Consider the following 20,045-nt stretch of genomic DNA (forward strand, 5'->3'; position numbering starts at 1 on the left):
CCTGCGGTTAATTTTACATAAATAATGAGCTTCTTGCCAGATTTTTTAACCTAAGTATATGGTAAAGGGATGCATTTGTCTAAAAACAGACATATTTATCCTAAATTCTCTTTCCTTTTTTTAAAAAAAGCCTTCACTTGTACAACAGTGAAGGCTTTAGGTTTATTACCCTGCATAGGAATGCAGACCGGATATAACAAGATTAACAGCTACCAAGTTAAACATGATGATGACAAAGCCTATTACCGCAAGCCAGGCAGACTTTTCTCCATGCCACCCTTTTGAAAGACGCAAATGAAGAAATGCTGCATAGAATAGCCAGGTAATTAAAGCCCAGACTTCTTTAGGGTCCCAGCCCCAAAATCTAGTCCACGCAACTTGTGCCCATATCATCGCAAAAATCAATGCCCCTAGAGTGAATACAGGAAATCCAACTAGTACAGATCGATAGCTGATTTCATCAACAAAATCCAGGTTGATATTTTTCACATAAGGCTTTAAAGATGCAGAAATTCGTTTCCTCATCATTAGCCTTATTAGCCAGTAAAGTGCAAGGCCTGCTCCAAGCGACCAAAGAACTGTATTCAGCTTTTTCGCATTGATGATAGCAGGAGTGGAAACAACAGGTTCAAGCTTATCTTTCGTTATCAAGTTCCCTTCATTAGGTCCAACCAACGCTGGAAGGTTGTATTCGACTTTTGCTTCCTGTCCATTCTTGTCAATATATTGGAAACCGGCTTTATAATCACTGAGTGAAAAAGCGGTTGAAACAGCGACAAAACCAAGCGTACTTATTAAGCCATACATGACTACTTCAAGCCAGAATGTACTGCGGCTTTTTTTCGTTTGATCCACTACCTTTAAAAGATAGATAAGACCTGCAGCAAAGCTGATGGCAAGTATTGCTTCCCCAATAGCCGCTGTAGTTACATGGATATGGAGCCAGTCACTTTGCAATGCTGGAATAAGCGGAGAAATATCCCTTGGGAACATCGCAGCATAGGCAATGATGAGAATAGCCACTGGCATCGTAAAAAGTCCGAGCAATGGAGCTTTATAAATGAAGTATATCGCGATGAACGCCCCTACAAGAGCCATTCCAAAAAACGTTGTGAACTCAAACAAATTGCTAACAGGGGCATGTCCCGCTGCAATCCACCTAGTGATAAAAAAACCTAACTGGGACATGAATCCTAAAATTGTAATCATAATCGCCAAGTTGGCAAACTTATTGGAACCATTTTTTTCTGCACTTTTTTTCGATTTGATTGCTCCCCCGAAAAACATTGTTGCAACCAAGTAAAGAATAAAAGCAATGTACAACAGATTGGAGCTTAACGCTGCCATCCTTCCCCCTCCTTAACCTTTCTTCCCGCTTTCAAGCTGGTCTACCGGAGCTTGTATTCCTGTTTCCTTGAAAACACTCTCCAATTCCCGCTTCAAACCGTACCAGTTTTTGTTCGTATGCCCTGCAATTATTGCTTTTTCATCCATAAATCTTACCCAGAGCCTTCGGTGATTCCAGTAGGCTCCCTGGATTACACCAACCATGAAAATGAGACCTCCAAGCCCGAGAATCCAAAGCGTCAAGTCTTTACGGACTGTCAACGCTGCAACATTCTTTGTTTCTACCCCTTTAAAAGCCATTTTGTACGTATTGTCTCCATCTGCCTCAATCGTTTGGCGGATTGCGACAAAACTAACTTCCCCTTCCGGCTTGTCAGGTGTCACCATTTTAAAGACAAAAGCTGGATTGTTTGGAACCTTGGACTTTGTTGTCGGTTTCGAATTCTCATCAAATTCGAAATCCGGGAAATAACTCTTAATTTCTACTGAATAACCATTCTTTAATTTATAATGCGTATCTGGGTTATACAGATTCACTTTTATCGTGCCAAGCTCCTCCCCAGTTTTCTTGTTCTGGAGGGCAAGGTGCATTTTACTTAATTCATCAAGCTTGTAATCTACTTGATAAAGTGCATAGTTATCCATTTTAAGAGGCTGATTGACACGTATTTTTTCATGTTTTACTTTTTTCAGATCAAGAGACTCGCCTGCAACACCAGTTCCTTTTCTCTCGTAAAGGGTAACATTAGATTGATAGTTTTTTGCAACGGTTCCAGCACGATCGAGTGCTGCTCCAAAAACTTCATCGTCTTTTTCTTTATCGTAGGTTTGCATGATGAACTTATTATTCTTTAAATAGTACTTTCCGTCTGTCCCTGGAATCGCTTTCGTTTCTCCCTCGCGAATCCAAAGCAGTTCATCCACGTACATCCCGGGTACAAATCGCAGCATACCGCCAATCAAAAAAATAATCAGCCCAATATGATTGACGTATGGACCCCAACGAGAAAAACGGTTTTTCTCGGCAAGAATACTTCCGTTTTCCTTTCGGATATGATACTTTTTCGATTTCAAGTTTTCTTCAAGTTGGCGCATGCTGTTTTCGTCAGGTGAATCCGCCAAACCAAACAACCGCTGACGCTTCAAGAATCCCTCGTGGCGTTCGACTCGCTGGTTCTTCAGGGCCCTATATAAGGGAACTACCCTATCAAGACTGCAAATGACGAGCGAAACACCAATTGATGCAATGAGGAGAAGATACCACCAGGAGCTGTACAGGTTGTTAAATCCAAGATCGTAATACAGCTTGCCAAACCAACCGTACTGATCCTCATAATACTCAGCAGGTGTCATTGTCTGTGGGATATACATTTCCTGAGGAAGGATTGTCCCAACAGAGGAAGCAATTAACGTGACAACGATCAGCGTAACTCCTACTTTAACAGATGAGAAGAAGTTCCAAATCTTATCCACCAATGTTTTGTTATATGTTTGCGACCTGCGCGCACTTCCTTCGTAACGCATATCAAGCAGCTTTCTTTTGGTTGCGCTATCTTCCAGTACTTTGCCGCATGATTCACATATAACGGTGCCATGAGGGTTCACATGGCCGCATTCACACTTAACTTCATTCATGACATAAACTCCTTGTTCCCCTTGCTCAAGGTTTTATTTCTTCCATAAACCTTTTTACTTTGTCTTCTGTCAATTCACCAGTATAGCTTCTTACTACTTTCCCTTCCTCATCAATCAGAAAGGTAATTGGAAGCTGGCCGATACCATATGCTGCCTGAACCTGCCCATCTTCATCAATCATGACAGGAAAAGTAAGATTATGCCGTTCAACAAACTTGTCGACAGCAATCTTTGACTCCCCGACATCTACTGTGAGCACTTCGACCCTCTTGTCCTTAAACTGTTTGTATTGGTTGTCGATATGAGGCATTTCCCGTTCACAAGGTCCACACCATGTTGCCCAAAAATTCAAAAACACTCCTTTTCCCTTATAATCGGAAAGCTGATGCTTGTTCCCTTCCCTGTCAGAAAGGACAAAGTCCGGGGCTTCTTTCCCAATCTCAACTGTGCTGTCATCTTCCTTCGTAAGGTTAGCATATAGCGTGTAGCCAACCGCTAATACCAGGACGAGAAGGATAATGGTCCTGGCTATAAGCCTTTTTTTTTTCATTCATATCCCCCCTGTTACTCTCTCTATTGTATCACCATGTGAATGTTAATATAAAATCCCAAAGCCTGCTTAAGAATTTTTCATTGCTTCCGTGCGGAGCTGCTTCACTTCATGCGGAGTTAATTCTCGTATATCCCCTGTGTTCATTCCATGAAGCGTGAGGAAACCATACCTCTCCCGCTTCAATTTCAATACCTCATGCCCAATCGCCTCGAACATTCTTCTTACTTGGCGATTTCTTCCTTCGTGTATCTTCAGTTCGACAATGGATGTCTGCTTCTTTTTATCGAGTGAAAGTAGTTTCACTCTTGCAGGAGCGGTCTTTCCATCCTCCAACCGAATCCCTCTTTCGAGTTTTTTAAGCCCTTCCCTCTCAGGGATGCCTTTCACCTTTGCAACATATACTTTTTCGATTTCATTGCGGGGATGCATAAGCAGGTTCGCAAATTCTCCGTCATTTGTCAGGAGCAATAGACCAGAAGTATCATAATCGAGTCTCCCAATAGGGTAAATTCTTTGTTCAATTCCTTCAAAAAAGTCCGTTACTACTTTTCGTCCTTTTTCATCTTGGACACTGGAGATGACACCACGCGGTTTATAAAAAAGGAAGTACACTGGGATTTCCCTTTGTATCGGGATACCGTTCACTTCAACTTTATCAGAAGACGACACTTTCGTACCAAGCTCCCTGACCGTTTTTCCATTTACGGTCACTCTTCCGTCAAGGATTAGCTCTTCCGCTTTCCTTCTCGAAGCTACACCGGCATGCGCCATGACTTTTTGCAATCTTTCCATTCAGCAGGTCACTCCTAAAATTGTTGAAAATGCCAACATTATTATTCTAATATCAAGTTCATTCTATCCTAATGAATTATGACACAAACTTGCCTCTTTTCAAAGTAACCTATCCCGAAATGAGCGAACTTCTTTATCTTTTATCGCTCAAAATGGAAAAGTACCAGTTCGGCAAAAAACCGCCCTTTACAGGACGGCTCACCAACTTATTTCGATCCAAACATGAGTGTGACAATGGTAATTGCAGCTGCAAAGCCGGCTAAGTCTGCAAGGAGACCCACCTTCAAAGCATCTCCCATTTTTTTTATGCCAACCGCCCCAAAATACACGGTCAGAACATAGAAAGTCGTATCAGTGCTCCCTTGAATCGTGGATGCAAGAATTCCAATAAAAGAATCCGGCCCATGTTCTGCAATTAAATCACTCGTCATGCCAAGTGCTGCATTTCCTGAAATTGGCCGAATGATTGCTAGTGGTGCTACTTCCACAGGGATACCGACCATCTCTAGGATCGGCTTAAGGAAATTCATAAGATAGTCAAGTGCCCCGGAAGCCCTGAACACTGAAATGGCCACCATCATTCCTACTAAAAACGGAATGATAGATACCGCCATCTTGATTCCTTCCTTTCCTCCCTCGACAAAGGTTTCGTATGCCGGAACTTTTTTTATGACAGAATAAACGAGGATAAATCCAATCAGCACCGGTATAAACCATAGGGAAATGGCAGAAATGATTTGCATATAACCTCATCCTTTTCGGCTTCTTCGGAAATAAAAATATCGGTCTATCATAATAGCCGCAATGGTGGAGAAAAAGGTGGCAACAATCGTCGGCCCAACAATTTCTGTTGGGGATGCACTGTTGTAGGTCACTCTAATGGCAATTACTGTAGTTGGTATTAGCGTAATACTGGAAGTGTTGATAGCAAGGAAAGTAATCATCGATCTCGACGCATAATCCTTTCCACCATTTAGCCGCTTCAATTCCTCCATCGCTTTTATTCCTAGCGGTGTTGCTGCATTGCCAAGTCCAAAGAGATTTGCGATCATATTGGACAGGATATAGCCCATGGCTGGATGACCAGCGGGCACTTCTGGGAATAGGCTTTTTACAAGTGGCCGGAACAAACGAGCTAACACCTCCAGCAAACCTGCCTTTTCCGCTATCCTCATCATTCCAAGCCAGAAAACAAGGATGCTGACAAGACCAATACAAAGGGTCACCGCTTCCTTAGCCCCTTTGAAGACTGCCTCATTTACATCAGCAATCGTTCCGTTGAATGCTGCGAAGATAAGTCCAATCAAGGTCATGAACACCCATATATAATTAACCATCGTAATACATTCCTGTAGTTACGAAGAAAAAGCTTCGAATATAATCCAAGAGTGACTCTTCCTTTTTGGGTTCTTGTTTGGAGTAAACAGGTAGTTGTGTTATTTCCTTATCTCCTAAGAAGACGAAAGCTTTCCCTGCTATCCTTGGAATCTGGTTTTCTTTCGTTGTTTTTGAAGGCTTCAAAAGTCTATACTCCACCCTCACCTTCTTTTCCTCGTCAGCAGTCAGCGGATATTCATAACCTTTCTCTAAATATACTTTTCCTTTATAATAAGGATCTTCTATTCCTTTAATTTCTCCTTTTTTTAAAATTCCTGCAATATCATACTGTGATATTGCTCGTTCATACATGCTTATATGATCATTCCAGTCATCCGGTCCATCAAGGGTTACCGCAATCAAATCGAACCCTCCCCGGGAAGCAGTTGTTACAAGGGTGCGTTTCGCCCTTTTTGTATAGCCTGTCTTTCCTCCGGTACAGTTTTTATACAATTCGGTAAGCAGTCGGTTTTTATTCTTCCATACTCTATCCCACGGTTCATTTGGATTTGGAGCTCGATGAACCTCCGTACCGGATATTTTGCGATAAGTTTCATTCGCCATCGCGTATTTTGTAAGAATAGCCATATCATAAGCAGTAGAATGATGGTTTTCGTGATCGTCCAAACCATGGGGGTTGGCAAAATGGGTATTGTCCATGCCTAGTTCTTCTGCTTTTTGATTCATCATGTACACAAAACCCTCCAGACTGCCGCCGACATGCTCTGCAATTGCCACAGCAGCATCGTTGCCAGATCTAAGCATTAATCCATAGACAAGATCAGAGAGTTTTATCTTTTCTCCCTGTTTCAAATATAGGGAAGAACCTTCCGTACCAGCTGCTCTGTTGCTGACAACAACTCGTTCATTCATTTTCCCTGACTCGACCGCAAGGATAGCCGTCATAATTTTAGTGATGCTCGCAATCCTTCTGACAGTATAAGCATCCTTTTCATATAAAACCCGGCCGGTATGCTGTTCGATTAGGATAGCGCTTCGTGCACTAACGGTTCCGCTTGCACCTGCCGAGGACGGGAAGACCAGGAATAGGGCGATAGCAAGCTTCAAAAACAGGACTTGTTTCTTTTTCATTATTCATACCTCGTCTCCTTGACAATTTGTACAAGTTTATGCACGAACGACGAAGTTATGACTCCCTCTCCTTTTAACAAAAATAAGACCGCCCCTGTCATCACTTTGGGACGGTCTTCAAACATGCAGGTTTTATTTTGACTGCAGCATTTTTGTGCGGTAATCTGTCTCGTAATACTCGAGTTCTTCCCTTATACGCTGAAAGTCTGCTTCCATACCTTGTACTAATTTCTTGATGCTTTCTGGAGCTGCTCCCCTATACTTTATTGCGTTCTTTCCTGTGTAAGCAGATCTGCTATCCTCAAACCAAGCATCGGTTTTAGGAGAGTAGAATTCTTCAATAACCTGGTAATATATTTTGTAAAGTGTTTTTTCAGCTGCAGCCTTCGAAAAAGGGTCGCCTTGTAAAACGATATGGCACGATTCCAGTCCTTCTTCACAATGGACAGTCAATCGTCTCATATTGGCAAGAAGCATGCGGCAATAGTCTACATCCGTTTCCTGTCCTTCGCCGATGCTTGCCAATGTCGTCGTATTTAAAAATGTTTCGAGCTTCTCAGACGTTTTCGTTAAAAAGTCCTTCACTTCGACCAGTTGTGACCTCACAATTGTATTTCCCACTCCTACACCCCACCTTGAATTACAATATTTGGTTTTATCATCGTTAACTATTGAAAATTATCTTTCAGCTAGGATAAAATCAAGCGGTGACCTCACTTCATATTGCCCTTTTTCAACAATGCAATCAAAAACCTCTTTCAGCCTTTCAAAATCAACCCTCTGCATCATGTTTCTAAGCTCTTGTTCTGAATTAATATAAAGCCTTTTCCGGTACTTATTTCCCGGATTTTCAAGGAGGCAGGCAAGTGCGACAATATCTTTGAAAGAAACCTGCCGGCCTCCTGCTGAAAATAAAGGATCCTGTTCAAATGGTGTGAATTCCGCTAGCTTTTCGTCAAAAAATCGGATATATAATACTCGAAACGTTTTTTCCTGGCCACTGTCCAGAAAGTTCACTTCACTTCGATTGAAGAAATCCTCGGAAGTATTGGATTTTTCTTTTTCCAGTTCATAACCCTTACTCTCCAATATAATCATGGTTATCCCCCCGATATCTTGTGATTACATGTCCTGTATCACGATATGTATGCAAAAAATGCTTCATACTTAATATGAAGCATTGCCCGGAATATTTTCATTTTACCACATTCAGAATAGACTTGTCAGAAAATTTATAACTCCATCTTGTCTTCGAACTTTTCAAAGAACAAATCCGCTTCTTCCTGTATATCATTCTCGTCCAATTTTTCTGTCAAATCAGGTAGTTCCTCAAGGCTTTTAAGTCCAAAACAATCGAGGAATTCCTTTGTTGTCCCATATAGATACGCCCTGCCTGTCCCCTCCGCTCGCCCTACTTCTTTTATCAAGGCACGGGAGGAAAGTGTATACAACGGACGCTCTGTTTTTACGCCCCTAATTTCCTCAATCTCCGCTCTTGTAATCGGCTGTCGGTAGGCGATAATGGCTAATGTCTCTAGTGCTGCTTGAGAGAGGTGAGTACCTCCAGGCTGATCAACTAGCTTTTTTAAATAAACTGCATGATCTTTTTTGGTGATAAGCTGGTAAACACCTGCAATCTGTGCAATTTCAATCCCTCTTGTTTGTATCAGATAGTCTTCCATGAGGCTATTGATAATTTCCTCTGCCTTGTCTTCTCCTACCTCTAGCACACTGGCAATTTGCTTTAAACTCAAACCCTCATCTCCCGCTGCAAAAAGCAGACTTTCCAATATTCCCTTCCAGTTAACGATGTCCATAGTATGATGCCCCTTCCTGTGCTGAAATGAATATGTCAGAGAAGTTTGATTCCTGTTCCACCATGATTTCTTTTCTTTTCATGAGTTCAAGGATAGCAAGGAATGTCACAACTAATTGCTCCCGTTCCATGGAAGGAAACAATTCATGGAACTTCTTCCTCCCTCCTGTTTTAATTAGGGATGATACGATTTCCTCCATCCTTTTTTCTATCGGTATATCCTGGCGGGTAATTTTTGCCGTGGCTGGCTTCTGTAATTTCTTCCTCCTAAGAAGCTTTTGGAACGCGCCCAGCATATCGTATAAAGATACATCAAGCTTTCCATTACTGTTCTTTTCTTCCTCAGCAAATTGTGATAAATCGCTTGGAGGCTTCGTATAGACTAAACCACGTTCTTGTTCCAGCATCTTCAGTTCCACTGCTGCTTCCTTATATCTTTTATATTCCATCAATTTTTCAACAAGCTCCTCACGCGGATCTGTTTCCTCCTCAAACTCCTGGTAATCTTCCTCCTCCTCATGTTTTGGAAGGAGCATTTTACTCTTGATCGCTAATAGTGTTGCTGCCATGACAAGATATTCACTTGCCACATCAAGTTCGAGTTCCTTCATTGCATGGATATAAATAAGATATTGATCGGTTATTTGCGACACAGGAATATCATAAATATCAATTTCGAGACGGTTGATCAAATGCAGTAGTAAATCAAGAGGACCCTCGAATGCTTCAATTTTTATATTATAACTCATGATGCTCCACCAATTTTCCGTTAACATTTTTATTTTTAGTATAGAATATTGCCTGCACGAAGCCAATCTAAAATCTCTTTGGGACAATCATTTCTTGATTCGCCCTATATGATCCGAATATGTTATGATTTTTCCATAAACTAAGGAGGCTTGCCATGTATCCAGATGCCTATATACAGTTTCTTGTCCATTTTCACTGTGACAGAGACTATTTTGAATGTCACGAAGTACTCGAAGACTTTTGGAAGCATACTGATCCCGGAAATAAAGATTCCCATTGGGTTGGCCTCATTCTCTTGGCGGTTTCCTGTTATCATCACAGAAGGGGTAATTTTGCCGGTGCTTCCAGGACCCTGCGCAAATCAACGGATATTTTTCACCGCTCCTCCGAGGCTATTTTTCAAAGTATTGGTATAAATAAAGTTCTAATGAAGCAATTAATGGAAAGACGGCTTGCGGAAATTGATGCATCAAAACCGTTTCATGATTTCAGTATTCCGCTTGAGGATAATTCCCTCCTGCCAACATGCAAGATGATGTGCACAGAAATGGGTGGGGAGTGGGAGGGGCTCAGCTGCTTTGCAAAAAATCAATTGATCCATAAACATTTGTTCCGTGATCGCTCAGAAGTAATACAGGAAAGAAACCTTGCTATAGAAAAAAGAAAAGAAAAAAAGCAGTGATAGCAGTCACTGCCTTTTTTATTCCGCTTCCGACGGCGCGGGACACTTTCCAACAAACGCAGCCGTAAATTCATTGGGTTGTATTGTCTTATCCCCATACAATGCCTTCACAGCGCAAACCATCTGCTTGCCGACCCCTTGGTGCCGATGGGATGGATTGACGGAAATATGGTGGATTTCCAAGCTATTCTCCGCTTCTTTTACACCAATCAAGCCGATAATGTCCTCTTCTTTCCAAAGGAATAATTGCCACATTTCTTCCATTTCATATTGTTTGATTGTTTGCTGCAATACCTTTAAGTCTTTCTCGTTTGGCATGAAAGACAAAAGGCCCATGGCAATTTTCTCGAATGTTTTCTTATAACGAATCAGCATATAAATCCCTCTTTAATCCACTGGCCAGTATTTTATTCATTAAGACCAGTTTCTCCTTAAAAGGCAAAATTAAACCCTTTCTGCATGATATGCAAGAACAGTAAAAAGGTACTCTTACAATCGTCATAACTATTATAATACATAAACTGGTATCATCCTTCAAATATTATTACCGTAAAGGCACAATTTCAAGCCAATAATATATTCCCCATCCCAATGCCATTACAAGGAGCAGTACTAAAAGAATCCAATTATTCTTCTTCAAAACTCGCTTCCCCCATCCTGAAACTTTTCCAGTAAATAAGCAGCCTTTGTCAGCCTATTTACTATTCACTTTTTCTTTTAAAGGTAAATCCAGCCTCACCATATCCTTAAATGTCTCCCGCTGGACGACAATTCTGGCGTCCCCATTCTCGACAAAAACAACCGCAGACCTTGGAATGCGATTATAATTGTTCGCCATTGAATACCCGTAAGCCCCTGTACAAAACACAGCTAGAATATCCCCTTTTTCCGCCTTAGGCAGCTGCAAGTCCCAAATCAGCATATCTCCTGATTCGCAGCATTTCCCTGCAATGGCGACTGTCTCTTCAGGATCTTCCAGCACCCTCCCGGCAAGGACTGCTTCATACTTTGCCTGATATAGTGCCGGCCTAATATTATCTGTCATGCCCCCATCTATTGAAAGGTACTGTCGGATCTCGGGAACCTCTTTTCTGGAACCGGTCCTATAGAGGGTGGTACCGGCATCACCGACCAAAGATCGACCTGGCTCAATCCAAATCTCCGGCATCTTCATACCAAGAGACTCAACCTGCTGCTTAACTTCTTCAACTATGGACTCAACGTAGCTGGTAGCTGGAATGGGCTCATCTTCTGCGGTATAACGGATTCCAAAGCCTCCGCCAAGATTAAGTACCTCAGGTTCGAATCCGTGCTTCTGTTTCCACTCATACAGTTTAGCATAAATTTTCCTTGCAGCAAGTACAAAACCTGTTGTTTCAAAGATTTGTGATCCTATATGACAATGCAGACCAAGCAAACGGACGCATTTCGAACTGATTGCTTGGAGGAGAGCGCTCTCTGCCTGTCCATTTTCGAGACCGAAACCGAATTTCGAATCTTCCTGTCCTGTCAGGATATAATCATGGGTATGTGCTTCAATTCCTGGAGTAACACGAAGCAAGATATTTACAGGATTTTGTGAAGATGCATTCAATTCTTCCAGCATTTCAAGCTCAAAGAAGTTATCGACAACAATGCAGCCAACACCTGCTTCTATTGCCATATCAAGCTCTTGAAGACTTTTGTTATTTCCATGAAAATGAATTTTTCCTGCCGGAAATCCCGCTTCAAGCGCCGTAAAAAGCTCACCGCCAGAAACAACATCTAATGAAAGGCCCTCTTCTGCTGCAAGCTGCACCATCGCGACAGAAGAAAATGCTTTGCTTGCATAGGCAACCTGGGCCTTAACCCCAAGTTTCTCAAATGTTCCCCTAAAATCTCTGGCTCTTTCCCGAATCAGGGCAACATCATAAACGTAAAGAGGTGTTCCAAACTCCTCAGCAAGCAGAAGTGTGTCTACCGAGCCGATCTCAAGATGCCCTTCCCGGTTAACCTTTGTAGTTCCATGAAATCGCATGAATGTCCCCCTCTTTTTCCATTTATATAGGCAAAAAAGTCAGATGGCAGGCGCCTTTGTCCTTCTGTCCTTTATTGATTTAAATCACTGTACCATAATTCAAAGGAACGCGCAATTTGCTTTATTACGATTTCGACGGCTGCCTCTGCCTGTTCCGCGAATGGAGAATGGATGGTCTAATTGATGAGCCGGGAACAGAGGTGCGAATCAGGATTTCCTTGAATGCCTTTGGCACAAAAGGCAGGAATGGCCATAAATATGGCGTATTTAGCGATTTAATTCTTGCAAGCAGGAGCAACCAGACTGTTAGTCCAATCACAAAACCAGGCACATCAAAAATAGCCGTTACAACTAACAAGAAAAGCCTTCCTATTTTGTTCGCGATGCTTAGTTCATAACTAGGAGTTGCATATGTTCCAATAGCAGAAACACTCACGTATAAAATAACTTCAGGGACGAACAAACCAACGTCAATCGCTATCTGCCCGATGAGAACAGCCGCAATTAACCCCATTGCTGTTGATAACGGTGTAGGCGTATGGATTGCTGCCATTCTCAAAAATTCAATTCCTATATCCGCAAAGAAAATTTGCAGAAGGACTGGAATGTTAGAGTGTTTATTAGGACCTATAAAAGAAAGGTTGTCTGGCAAAAGGTCTGGATTAGAAAGCAAGAGAAACCATAATGGCAATAGAATTAGGGAAGCTAAAACACCTAAAAAACGAACCCATTTCACCATCGTGCCTACCCCTGCTGACTGACGGTATTCCTCTGCATGCTGAAGATGATGAAAATAAGTCGTAGGTGTAATGATGACACTTGGTGAAGTGTCCACATATAACAAAACATGTCCCTCGAGAAGATGAGATGCTGCTACATCTGCCCTTTCTGTATACCTCACAAGGGGGTAAGGGTTGTATCCTTGTTTGACGATAAATTCCTCAATTGTTTTGTCACCCATTGCGATTCCGTCAATTTCAATTGATTTAACCTCTTGCTTCACGACATCCACAAGATTCGGGCTTGCAATATCCTTAATATAAGCAATTGCAACATCCGTCTTGGATCTCTCCCCTACCTTCATCATTTCAAATCGAAGGCGCTCATCTCGGATTCTTCTCCTCGTCAACGCGGTGTTGACGATGATATTTTCAACAAATCCGTCTCGAGATCCCCGGACAACCTTCTCTGTATCCGGCTCCATTGGCTGCCTGCCAGGATAGCTCCTCACATCCACGATAAGGGCTATTCCCTCTCCTTCGACAAGGATAGCTATCAACCCTGACAAGACTTGATCGACCATCTCATCCATTGTTTTTACAGGACTAACAGATTGATGCGTAATTCTGTTTTCCACAATGTCCTGAAGCTTCGAAGACATCTTTTCATTATCGTTAATCTCTACGAGTTCTTTCACGATCTGGACGATGAAAGAAGTGTCACAAAGCCCGTTCACATAATAGAAGTGCACATTTTTTTTCAATATCGTAAGCTTTCTTACACCTAAATCAAAACTGTCACCAAGGCCAATCCGCTTCTTCATATACGCTTCCACATCATGAAGCTTTTCTAAAATCGGAAGCTTTCTGTCCATCTTATCCATTGCGAGACCGCCCCTTTTCTCTTTCGTTTTATCGGTAATCAACAAAATAAACCCATTGAAACAATGAACCGAAAACCTTACCAAACACGATGGCCATCAAAAGTGCAATAATACGGTCTTCTACATACACTCTCTTTGCTAGAATCGGAAGAACATTAAGCACTTCCGTTAGGGCTGCGGCCAGCATTCCAACAAACATCCCACTCGCAAGACCTATCGGAATGGCGAAAAAGCTTGGAAAATAAAAGACAGGAAAGTTCAGTCCCCCAGCAGTACCAGCGATGGCTCCGAAAATAACTGCCCACTCATACCAATGGATCAACTTTTTTGTCTTTGTTAATTGTGTAAGGCGAGGAATAAGGCCAAGGACTGTCAAAAAAGCAACAAAACCGGCACCAACTGCGAGCCCCCCTCCGAATCCTGATATGATTACAAAGAGTATCTTAATTGTCATCAAGATGCTTCACGCTCTCCTTATTCTGGTGCATTGCAACATACTGATCCAGTGACTGCTGGTAATTGAACATTTCCACCTCCAAAGGGCTTGGTTCTTCGTTCAGGCGCTTCTTGAACACATGATTAAAAAAAAGGACCATCCCGAGTCCTAAACCAATGGAATAAGGGATTTGAAACAAGAGTGGTTTCTCTACTCTCTTTCCTGTGATCATTGTAAAAAGTTTTTCTTGAACGCTTTGCATGCTCACATCCTCATGAAAATTCATAACGGTAAGAGCCGCACCAATAAAGAGTAGAATCCAAGTCATAATAAATAAAGCAAAGGACATTGCTCTTTTCTTAAAAATGACTTCAATGATTGTTTGCGGCGGTCCGATTGCCTGTACATCCGCTCCTGGAAACACATTTGAAATAAGCCTGATTACTTTCATGACATCAATGACAATAATATTTTTGTCTTTTGATGTGACCTTGTGGACATTGAGGCTTTCTAGCTTTGTCCGCATACCCTCATCACAAATAATTTGCGCAATATCCTTCACTGTCACGCTAGTTTTCGGGTCGACTTCCGTCCTGTTTCGCATCCGAATATAAATCGTCTTATCCATTACAATCACATCCAGCATTGGTTTCCTTGTATGAATAATAGGTTCTCCAAGCGCATATGCAAAAATGCAAAAAAGCCGCATGGATCGGTCATTGATCCATGCGACTCTTCATTTGTTGCAGAATTTTCTTTTCAAGGCGGGATACCTGAACTTGAGAAATGCCAAGCCTTAAGGCTACTTCTGATTGGGTCTGGTCTTTATAATACCGAAGATACACGATCAGCTTTTCCCTTTCCTCCAATTCCCTGATTGCTTCTTTCAGGGCAATTTTTTCAAACCATCGACCTTCATCACCATTGTCTATCTGATCCATCAGCGTAATCGGATCACCATCATTTTCATAAACAGTCTCGTGTATCGACGAAGGGGCCCTGCTTGCATCCTGTGCCATGATCACATCTTCAAGGGATAAGTCCAAATGCTCCGCAACTTCATTTATAGTTGGAACCCGCCCTAGCACTTTGGACAATTCATCTTTAGCCCTGCGGATTTTATTTCCGGTCTCTTTCAAGGAACGGCTAACTTTTACAGCACCGTCATCTCTGATAAACCGCTGGATTTCCCCAATGATCATCGGAACAGCATAAGTGGAGAACTTCACTTCATACGTAAGGTCAAACTTGTCAACAGACTTCAACAAACCGATGCTTCCTATTTGGAATAGGTCCTCAGGCTCATAGCCCCTGTTCAAGAATCTTTGAACCACTGACCAAACGAGACGCATGTTTTTTTGAACAATCGTATCCCTTGCCTCTTGATCACCTTGCTGACTTTTTTTAATCAGATCCTTCACCTCATGATCCTTTAAAAAAGCTTGACTGTTATCGTTTTTTACCTCCACATCCATATGCAAATCTCCTTAATTGCACAGTGCTTTGCTTTTTGATAGGTACTTTTTCAGACGAATTTCTGTACCGAAACCTTGTTCTGATCGGACTTCTACCTCATCCATGAAGTTTTCCATAATGGTAAAACCCATGCCAGAACGTTCGAGCTCAGGTTTCGAAGTAAACAGTGGCTGACGGGCTTCTCCCACATCTTTGATTCCCATTCCTTCATCCCTTATGATAATATCTACTTTTCCATCTTCAAGCGCCACAGTGATATAAACCATTCCGTCCGGGCAATTATCGTAACCGTGAATAATAGCATTGGTAACCGCTTCGGATACAACCGTTTTGATCTCTGTCAACTGATCCATTGTCGGATCCAGCTGCGCGATAAAAGCGGCTACGGTAACACGGGCGAATGACTCGTTCTGACTTAAAGCACTGAATTGAAGGTTCATTTCATTCTTCATGTGCTAAGCCCCCAATCTTTCCAAGGCATTTTCTTCTGTTGTTTCCAGCCGGACAATTTTGAACAAACCGGACATATCAAAAAGCCTTTTGACAGGTGCCGAAATAGCGCATACGATCATTTCGCCGTGGTGCTGCTTTATTTGTTTATATCTGCCAAGGATGACACCAAGACCTGAACTATCCATGAACGATAATGCTTCAAGATTTAAGACAATATGGCGGATATTCCCGCTTTCCAAAGCATCGGTTGCTTTCTCTCGCAGTTCTTCTGCAGCATGGTGATCCAGTTCCCCGCTTAAACGAATACAAAGGACATCATTCTTTATTTCCATATCTATGGTAAGACTCACTGATCCCTAGACCTCCTTGTGACTGGTATAGGTAGCAAATTCGTCTCTGAAGCCTTAGATTCCTTCATGAAGACAAAACTAGTCTCCATTCGCTAAAACTTGCCAATTCACTCCCTCTCTTCGACAATCCCTAATTCTGGCTTCCAGTACCCGCCCTTGTGAACATTCCGAAAGCCCTTTTGTACAGTTGCCACCAATTCGCTTTCTCTACTGTTTCTCCCGCAGCAAGAGGCGATTCGACAATCGTCTTTCCGTCTTTAACAAGCTTGATGGATCCTACCGTATCTCCCTTTTGTACAGGAGCAGCCAAGTTTTTATCAAGCGTGATTTTTTGCTTTATTTTCCGAACATCCTCTCCTTTTTTTGTCAGAACAGAAATGCGTTCAGAGGCCACAGCTTTCACCTGTTTTTTGCTTCCTTTGCTTACGGGAACGCTACCGAGTGAATGTCCTTTTTTCATAATCGGATGCGTCTCATATTGGCTGAAGGCATAATCCAGCATCTTTGTCACTTGAGCGTTTCGAGACTTGGAAGTAGGCGCCCCATACACGACTGCAATAACCCGCATGTTATCCTTTTGCGCTGTCGCGGTTAAACAATACTTCGCCTCATTGGTGAAGCCTGTCTTCAATCCATCCACACTTGGATAAAAGCGGACAAGTCTATTCGTGTTCACGAGCCAGAATTTTTTTTCGGTATCTTCGCGAAGATATGCTTCATACTTGCCTGTGAACTTTGTGATTTCTTCATATTTCAGCAGTTCCTTACTCATAACAGCCATATCATGTGCTGAACTGTAATGATCTTCAACCGGTAATCCGGTGGCATTCTTGAAGAAAGTATTTTTCAACCCAAGTTCTTTTACTTTTTTATTCATCAGTTTAACAAAAGCTTCTTCAGATCCTGCGAGTCTCTCGGCCATTGCAACAGAGGCATCATTTCCTGAACCAATCGCAATCCCTTTTAACATTTCTTCGACTGTCATTTCTTCTCCAGGCTCAAGGAAAATCTGTGAGCCACCCATAGAAGCCGCATACTCGCTTGTCCTGATCTTTTCATTAAAAGACAGTCTTCCTTCATCAAGTGCCTCCATGATTAACAGCATTGTCATGATTTTTGTCATGCTTGCCGGCGGAAGTCTAACATCGCTTTTTTTCTCATACAGCACCTTGCCTGTATCACGTTCTATCAAAACTGCAGAGCTTGCATCATCTGCCAGATTTATTCCTTTTTCTGCAGCAAAAGCAGGTACGGCCATCACCTCGGCAGACAAAAACAACAATAGCAGCAAACCTATCAATCCACTCTTTTTCATGCCCATTACCCTCCTAACTTGTATAGTGACCATTTTTTCCACTGCAGTAATTTTTATACAACAAAAAAATTGTCTTTGCGAAATACTTTAAAGTGGGACAAATAAAAAAGGGCTTGGAATAGAGCATTCCGAACCCTTTTGTCTATAAACTAAAGGCAGGGGAGATTCCCTGCCTTTTTACGATTTTATTCCATGATTTCTTCGTGAATGAGAATTGGAGCCTCTACATGTTCACTAGAAAGCTTAATGCTATCGTATAGTTTTTCTTTCACTGCGCTGACATCCTCGAAGTTGCTGTGAATGGTGAGCAGCGACTCTCCTTTTGAGACTTTTTCGCCGATCTTCTTGTTAAGCATAAGGCCTACAGCCAAGTCGATTACGGAGTCCTTTGTTGCACGTCCAGCACCTAGAAGCATAGCAGCTGTTCCAACTTCATCTGCAACTATTTCTGATACATAGCCGTCTTCTTTCGCTTCAAGCTCAAAAGTATATTTTGCCTGTGGTAGTTTTTCCGGGTTATCTACCACTGTAGCGTCTCCGCCTTGCGAGCTTAAGAACACACGGAATGATTCAAGTGCAGATCCATCCTTTATCGCTTTCTCAAGCATTTCTCTCGCTTCTTTGTGCGATTGCGCCTTACCTGCCAGGTAGACCATATGGCTTCCGAGCGTGAGGCACAACTCTGTAAGATCTTCCGGGCCTTCTCCTTTTAGTGTATCGATTGCTTCCTTCACTTCCAAAGCATTTCCGATTGCAAAACCAAGCGGCTGGCTCATATCAGAAATAACAGCCATCGTGTTTCTTCCGACATTATTTCCAATCCTCACCATTGCTTGTGCTAATTCTCTTGAATCGTCGAGCGTCTTCATGAAAGCACCAGCGCCAGTTTTTACATCAAGCACGATTGCATCAGCGCCTGCAGCAATTTTTTTGCTCATGATAGAGCTTGCAATCAATGGGATGCTGTCAACAGTTGCTGTTACATCGCGAAGTGCATACAATTTTTTATCTGCAGGTGTCAAGTTTCCGCTTTGGCCGATCACTGCGACTTTGTTTTTATTGACGAGACGGATAAATTCACCATTGTCGATTTCAACATGGAAGCCTTCCACTGCTTCCAGCTTATCAATTGTTCCGCCTGTATGACCGAGGCCGCGGCCGGACATTTTTGCCACTGGTACCCCAACTGCAGCAACAAGAGGTCCTAGTACTAGAGTAGTTGTATCGCCAACACCTCCTGTTGAATGCTTATCGACTTTGATTCCTTCGATTTTAGAAAGGTCGATTCTGTCACCGGATTTTACCATGGACATTGTCAAGTCAGCGCGTTCTCTTTCAGTCATGCCTTTAAAATAAATCGCCATTGTCAGCGCACTTACTTGATAATCAGGAATGGATCCATCCGTATATCCATTAATGATAAATTCAATTTCCTCTGTTGTCAGTTCCTTGCCATCACGTTTTTTTTCGATTAAATCAACCATTCTCATCTTTACCACCGCTCCATTCTTTGATTTCAAGCTTACCTTAAAGGCCGATTGCCTTCACCAGCTCTTTCACATAGCGAAGAAATGTTGCTTTCACCCGCTCTGTTGTCTCGATGACTTCATCATGCGACAGCGGCTGGTCCAGAATTCCGGCAGCCATATTCGAAATGCAGGAGATTCCTAAAACTTCCATACCTGCATGCCTAGCTACAATTACTTCTGGAACAGTAGACATACCAACTGCGTCTCCTCCAAGAATCCGGAACATTTTTATTTCTGCTGGAGTCTCATATACAGGTCCAGGATTGCCAACATAAACACCTTCCTGAACTTTTATTTCTAATTGAGCAGCAACTTCTTTTGCCTCTTCACGAAGCTTTTTAGAGTAAGATTCACTCATATCAGGGAACCTTGCTCCAAGCTTCTTGTCATTTGGTCCTAACAACGGGTTTGTTCCCATATTATTGATATGGTCTGAAATGAGCATCAAATCCCCAGGTGAATAACTTTCATTGATCCCGCCCGCTGCATTTGTAACGATCAGCTTTTCTATTCCAAGCTCCTTCATTACACGGACAGGAAATGTTACTTTTTTCATTTCATATCCTTCATAGAAATGGAATCTTCCTTGCATTACTGCAACCCTGATACCTTCCAAATCGCCGAAAACGAACTGTCCAGCATGACCTTCTACTGTCGAAACAGGAAAACCCGGAATGTCACTGTAAGGTATCTTTATGGCATTTTCCACTTCCTCCGCTAGAATTCCAAGCCCCGAACCAAGAATAAGGCCAACTTCCGGTTTTTCGCCAATCTTATTTTCCAAAAAAGCGGCAGCCTGTTCGATTTGTTTGTAATCCATCA

General features: G+C 42.3%; 23 protein-coding genes. 1 reads left to right on the forward strand and 22 read right to left on the reverse strand.

Going from position 1 to position 20,045, the window contains the following annotated elements:
• Window positions 1–165: 165 nt before the first annotated feature.
• The 11 genes from ccsB to BQ5796_RS09525 all read right to left on the reverse strand — a co-directional run bounded on the left by ccsB (window position 166) and on the right by BQ5796_RS09525 (window position 9,361).
• Window positions 166–1,347, reverse strand: a complete 1,182-nt coding sequence (ccsB, locus tag BQ5796_RS09475; protein WP_071460010.1) for a c-type cytochrome biogenesis protein CcsB — start codon at window positions 1,345–1,347, stop codon at window positions 166–168.
• A gap of 12 nt (window positions 1,348–1,359) precedes the next feature.
• Window positions 1,360–2,982, reverse strand: coding sequence for a cytochrome c biogenesis protein ResB (gene resB / locus BQ5796_RS09480; RefSeq protein WP_071460011.1), 1,623 nt, complete (start codon window positions 2,980–2,982; stop codon window positions 1,360–1,362).
• Window positions 2,983–3,007: 25 nt separating this feature from the next.
• A complete protein-coding gene (resA, locus tag BQ5796_RS09485) occupies window positions 3,008–3,532 on the reverse strand; it encodes a thiol-disulfide oxidoreductase ResA (RefSeq protein WP_071460012.1) in 525 nt (174 codons plus the stop codon).
• A gap of 69 nt (window positions 3,533–3,601) precedes the next feature.
• Complete coding sequence (rluB, locus tag BQ5796_RS09490) at window positions 3,602–4,327, reverse strand: 23S rRNA pseudouridine(2605) synthase RluB (RefSeq protein ID WP_071460013.1); 726 nt, start codon at window positions 4,325–4,327, stop codon at window positions 3,602–3,604.
• A gap of 206 nt (window positions 4,328–4,533) precedes the next feature.
• Window positions 4,534–5,070: a spore maturation protein gene (locus tag BQ5796_RS09495; protein WP_071460014.1), complete on the reverse strand. Its 537-nt coding sequence runs from the start codon at window positions 5,068–5,070 to the stop codon at window positions 4,534–4,536.
• A 6-nt stretch (window positions 5,071–5,076) separates the two neighbouring features.
• A complete protein-coding gene (locus tag BQ5796_RS09500) occupies window positions 5,077–5,664 on the reverse strand; it encodes a nucleoside recognition domain-containing protein (RefSeq protein WP_071460015.1) in 588 nt (195 codons plus the stop codon).
• A complete protein-coding gene (locus BQ5796_RS09505; RefSeq protein WP_071460016.1) occupies window positions 5,657–6,796 on the reverse strand; it encodes a D-alanyl-D-alanine carboxypeptidase family protein in 1,140 nt (379 codons plus the stop codon). Before BQ5796_RS09505 ends, BQ5796_RS09500 begins: the two co-directional genes overlap by 8 nt.
• A 132-nt stretch (window positions 6,797–6,928) precedes the next feature.
• Window positions 6,929–7,417, reverse strand: a complete 489-nt coding sequence (locus tag BQ5796_RS09510; protein ID WP_071460017.1) for a DUF3907 family protein — start codon at window positions 7,415–7,417, stop codon at window positions 6,929–6,931.
• 57 nt (window positions 7,418–7,474) lie between these two features.
• Complete coding sequence (locus tag BQ5796_RS09515; protein WP_071460018.1) at window positions 7,475–7,894, reverse strand: hypothetical protein; 420 nt, start codon at window positions 7,892–7,894, stop codon at window positions 7,475–7,477.
• Window positions 7,895–8,028: 134 nt separating this feature from the next.
• Window positions 8,029–8,613, reverse strand: a complete 585-nt coding sequence (scpB, locus tag BQ5796_RS09520; protein WP_071460019.1) for an SMC-Scp complex subunit ScpB — start codon at window positions 8,611–8,613, stop codon at window positions 8,029–8,031.
• Complete coding sequence (locus BQ5796_RS09525) at window positions 8,600–9,361, reverse strand: segregation/condensation protein A (protein WP_071460020.1); 762 nt, start codon at window positions 9,359–9,361, stop codon at window positions 8,600–8,602. The genes scpB and BQ5796_RS09525 overlap by 14 nt, the downstream gene beginning before the upstream one ends.
• A 155-nt stretch (window positions 9,362–9,516) precedes the next feature.
• Between BQ5796_RS09525 and BQ5796_RS09530 the strand changes: the two genes are divergently transcribed.
• Entirely contained in the window at window positions 9,517–10,044 is a 528-nt protein-coding gene (locus BQ5796_RS09530; protein ID WP_071460021.1) for a DUF309 domain-containing protein, read from the forward strand.
• An 18-nt stretch (window positions 10,045–10,062) separates the two neighbouring features.
• On the opposite strand, the gene BQ5796_RS09535 is transcribed toward BQ5796_RS09530, so the two are convergent.
• The 11 genes from BQ5796_RS09535 to BQ5796_RS09585 form a co-directional block, all read right to left on the reverse strand.
• Window positions 10,063–10,419, reverse strand: a complete 357-nt coding sequence (locus BQ5796_RS09535; protein ID WP_071460022.1) for a GNAT family N-acetyltransferase — start codon at window positions 10,417–10,419, stop codon at window positions 10,063–10,065.
• A 319-nt stretch (window positions 10,420–10,738) separates the two neighbouring features.
• Window positions 10,739–12,061 carry a diaminopimelate decarboxylase gene (gene lysA / locus BQ5796_RS09540; protein WP_071460023.1) on the reverse strand — a complete coding sequence of 441 codons (1,323 nt, stop codon included), beginning with the start codon at window positions 12,059–12,061 and terminating at the stop codon, window positions 10,739–10,741.
• Window positions 12,062–12,185: 124 nt separating this feature from the next.
• Window positions 12,186–13,664, reverse strand: coding sequence for a spore germination protein (locus BQ5796_RS09545; RefSeq protein WP_071461240.1), 1,479 nt, complete (start codon window positions 13,662–13,664; stop codon window positions 12,186–12,188).
• 28 nt (window positions 13,665–13,692) lie between these two features.
• Window positions 13,693–14,118: a stage V sporulation protein AB gene (locus tag BQ5796_RS09550; RefSeq protein WP_071460024.1), complete on the reverse strand. Its 426-nt coding sequence runs from the start codon at window positions 14,116–14,118 to the stop codon at window positions 13,693–13,695.
• Window positions 14,108–14,728 carry a stage V sporulation protein AA gene (locus BQ5796_RS09555; RefSeq protein WP_071461241.1) on the reverse strand — a complete coding sequence of 207 codons (621 nt, stop codon included), beginning with the start codon at window positions 14,726–14,728 and terminating at the stop codon, window positions 14,108–14,110. Before BQ5796_RS09555 ends, BQ5796_RS09550 begins: the two co-directional genes overlap by 11 nt.
• 88 nt (window positions 14,729–14,816) lie before the next feature.
• Window positions 14,817–15,575, reverse strand: a complete 759-nt coding sequence (sigF, locus tag BQ5796_RS09560; RefSeq protein WP_071460025.1) for an RNA polymerase sporulation sigma factor SigF — start codon at window positions 15,573–15,575, stop codon at window positions 14,817–14,819.
• A gap of 12 nt (window positions 15,576–15,587) precedes the next feature.
• Window positions 15,588–16,028 carry an anti-sigma F factor gene (gene spoIIAB, locus BQ5796_RS09565; protein WP_071460026.1) on the reverse strand — a complete coding sequence of 147 codons (441 nt, stop codon included), beginning with the start codon at window positions 16,026–16,028 and terminating at the stop codon, window positions 15,588–15,590.
• Between the two features lie 3 nt (window positions 16,029–16,031).
• Entirely contained in the window at window positions 16,032–16,379 is a 348-nt protein-coding gene (gene spoIIAA / locus BQ5796_RS09570) for an anti-sigma F factor antagonist (RefSeq protein WP_071460027.1), read from the reverse strand.
• A gap of 130 nt (window positions 16,380–16,509) precedes the next feature.
• Window positions 16,510–17,694, reverse strand: coding sequence for a D-alanyl-D-alanine carboxypeptidase family protein (locus BQ5796_RS09575; protein ID WP_071460028.1), 1,185 nt, complete (start codon window positions 17,692–17,694; stop codon window positions 16,510–16,512).
• 185 nt (window positions 17,695–17,879) lie between these two features.
• On the reverse strand, window positions 17,880–19,184 hold the full coding sequence (locus tag BQ5796_RS09580; RefSeq protein WP_071460029.1) for a pyrimidine-nucleoside phosphorylase: 1,305 nt from the start codon (window positions 19,182–19,184) through the stop codon (window positions 17,880–17,882).
• 37 nt (window positions 19,185–19,221) lie between these two features.
• On the reverse strand, window positions 19,222–20,043 hold the full coding sequence (locus BQ5796_RS09585; RefSeq protein ID WP_071460030.1) for a purine-nucleoside phosphorylase: 822 nt from the start codon (window positions 20,041–20,043) through the stop codon (window positions 19,222–19,224).
• Window positions 20,044–20,045 lie beyond the last annotated feature (2 nt).

Source organism: Bacillus massilinigeriensis (assembly GCF_900111815.1).
Classification (GTDB): domain Bacteria; phylum Bacillota; class Bacilli; order Bacillales; family Cytobacillaceae; genus Mesobacillus_C; species Mesobacillus_C mediterraneensis.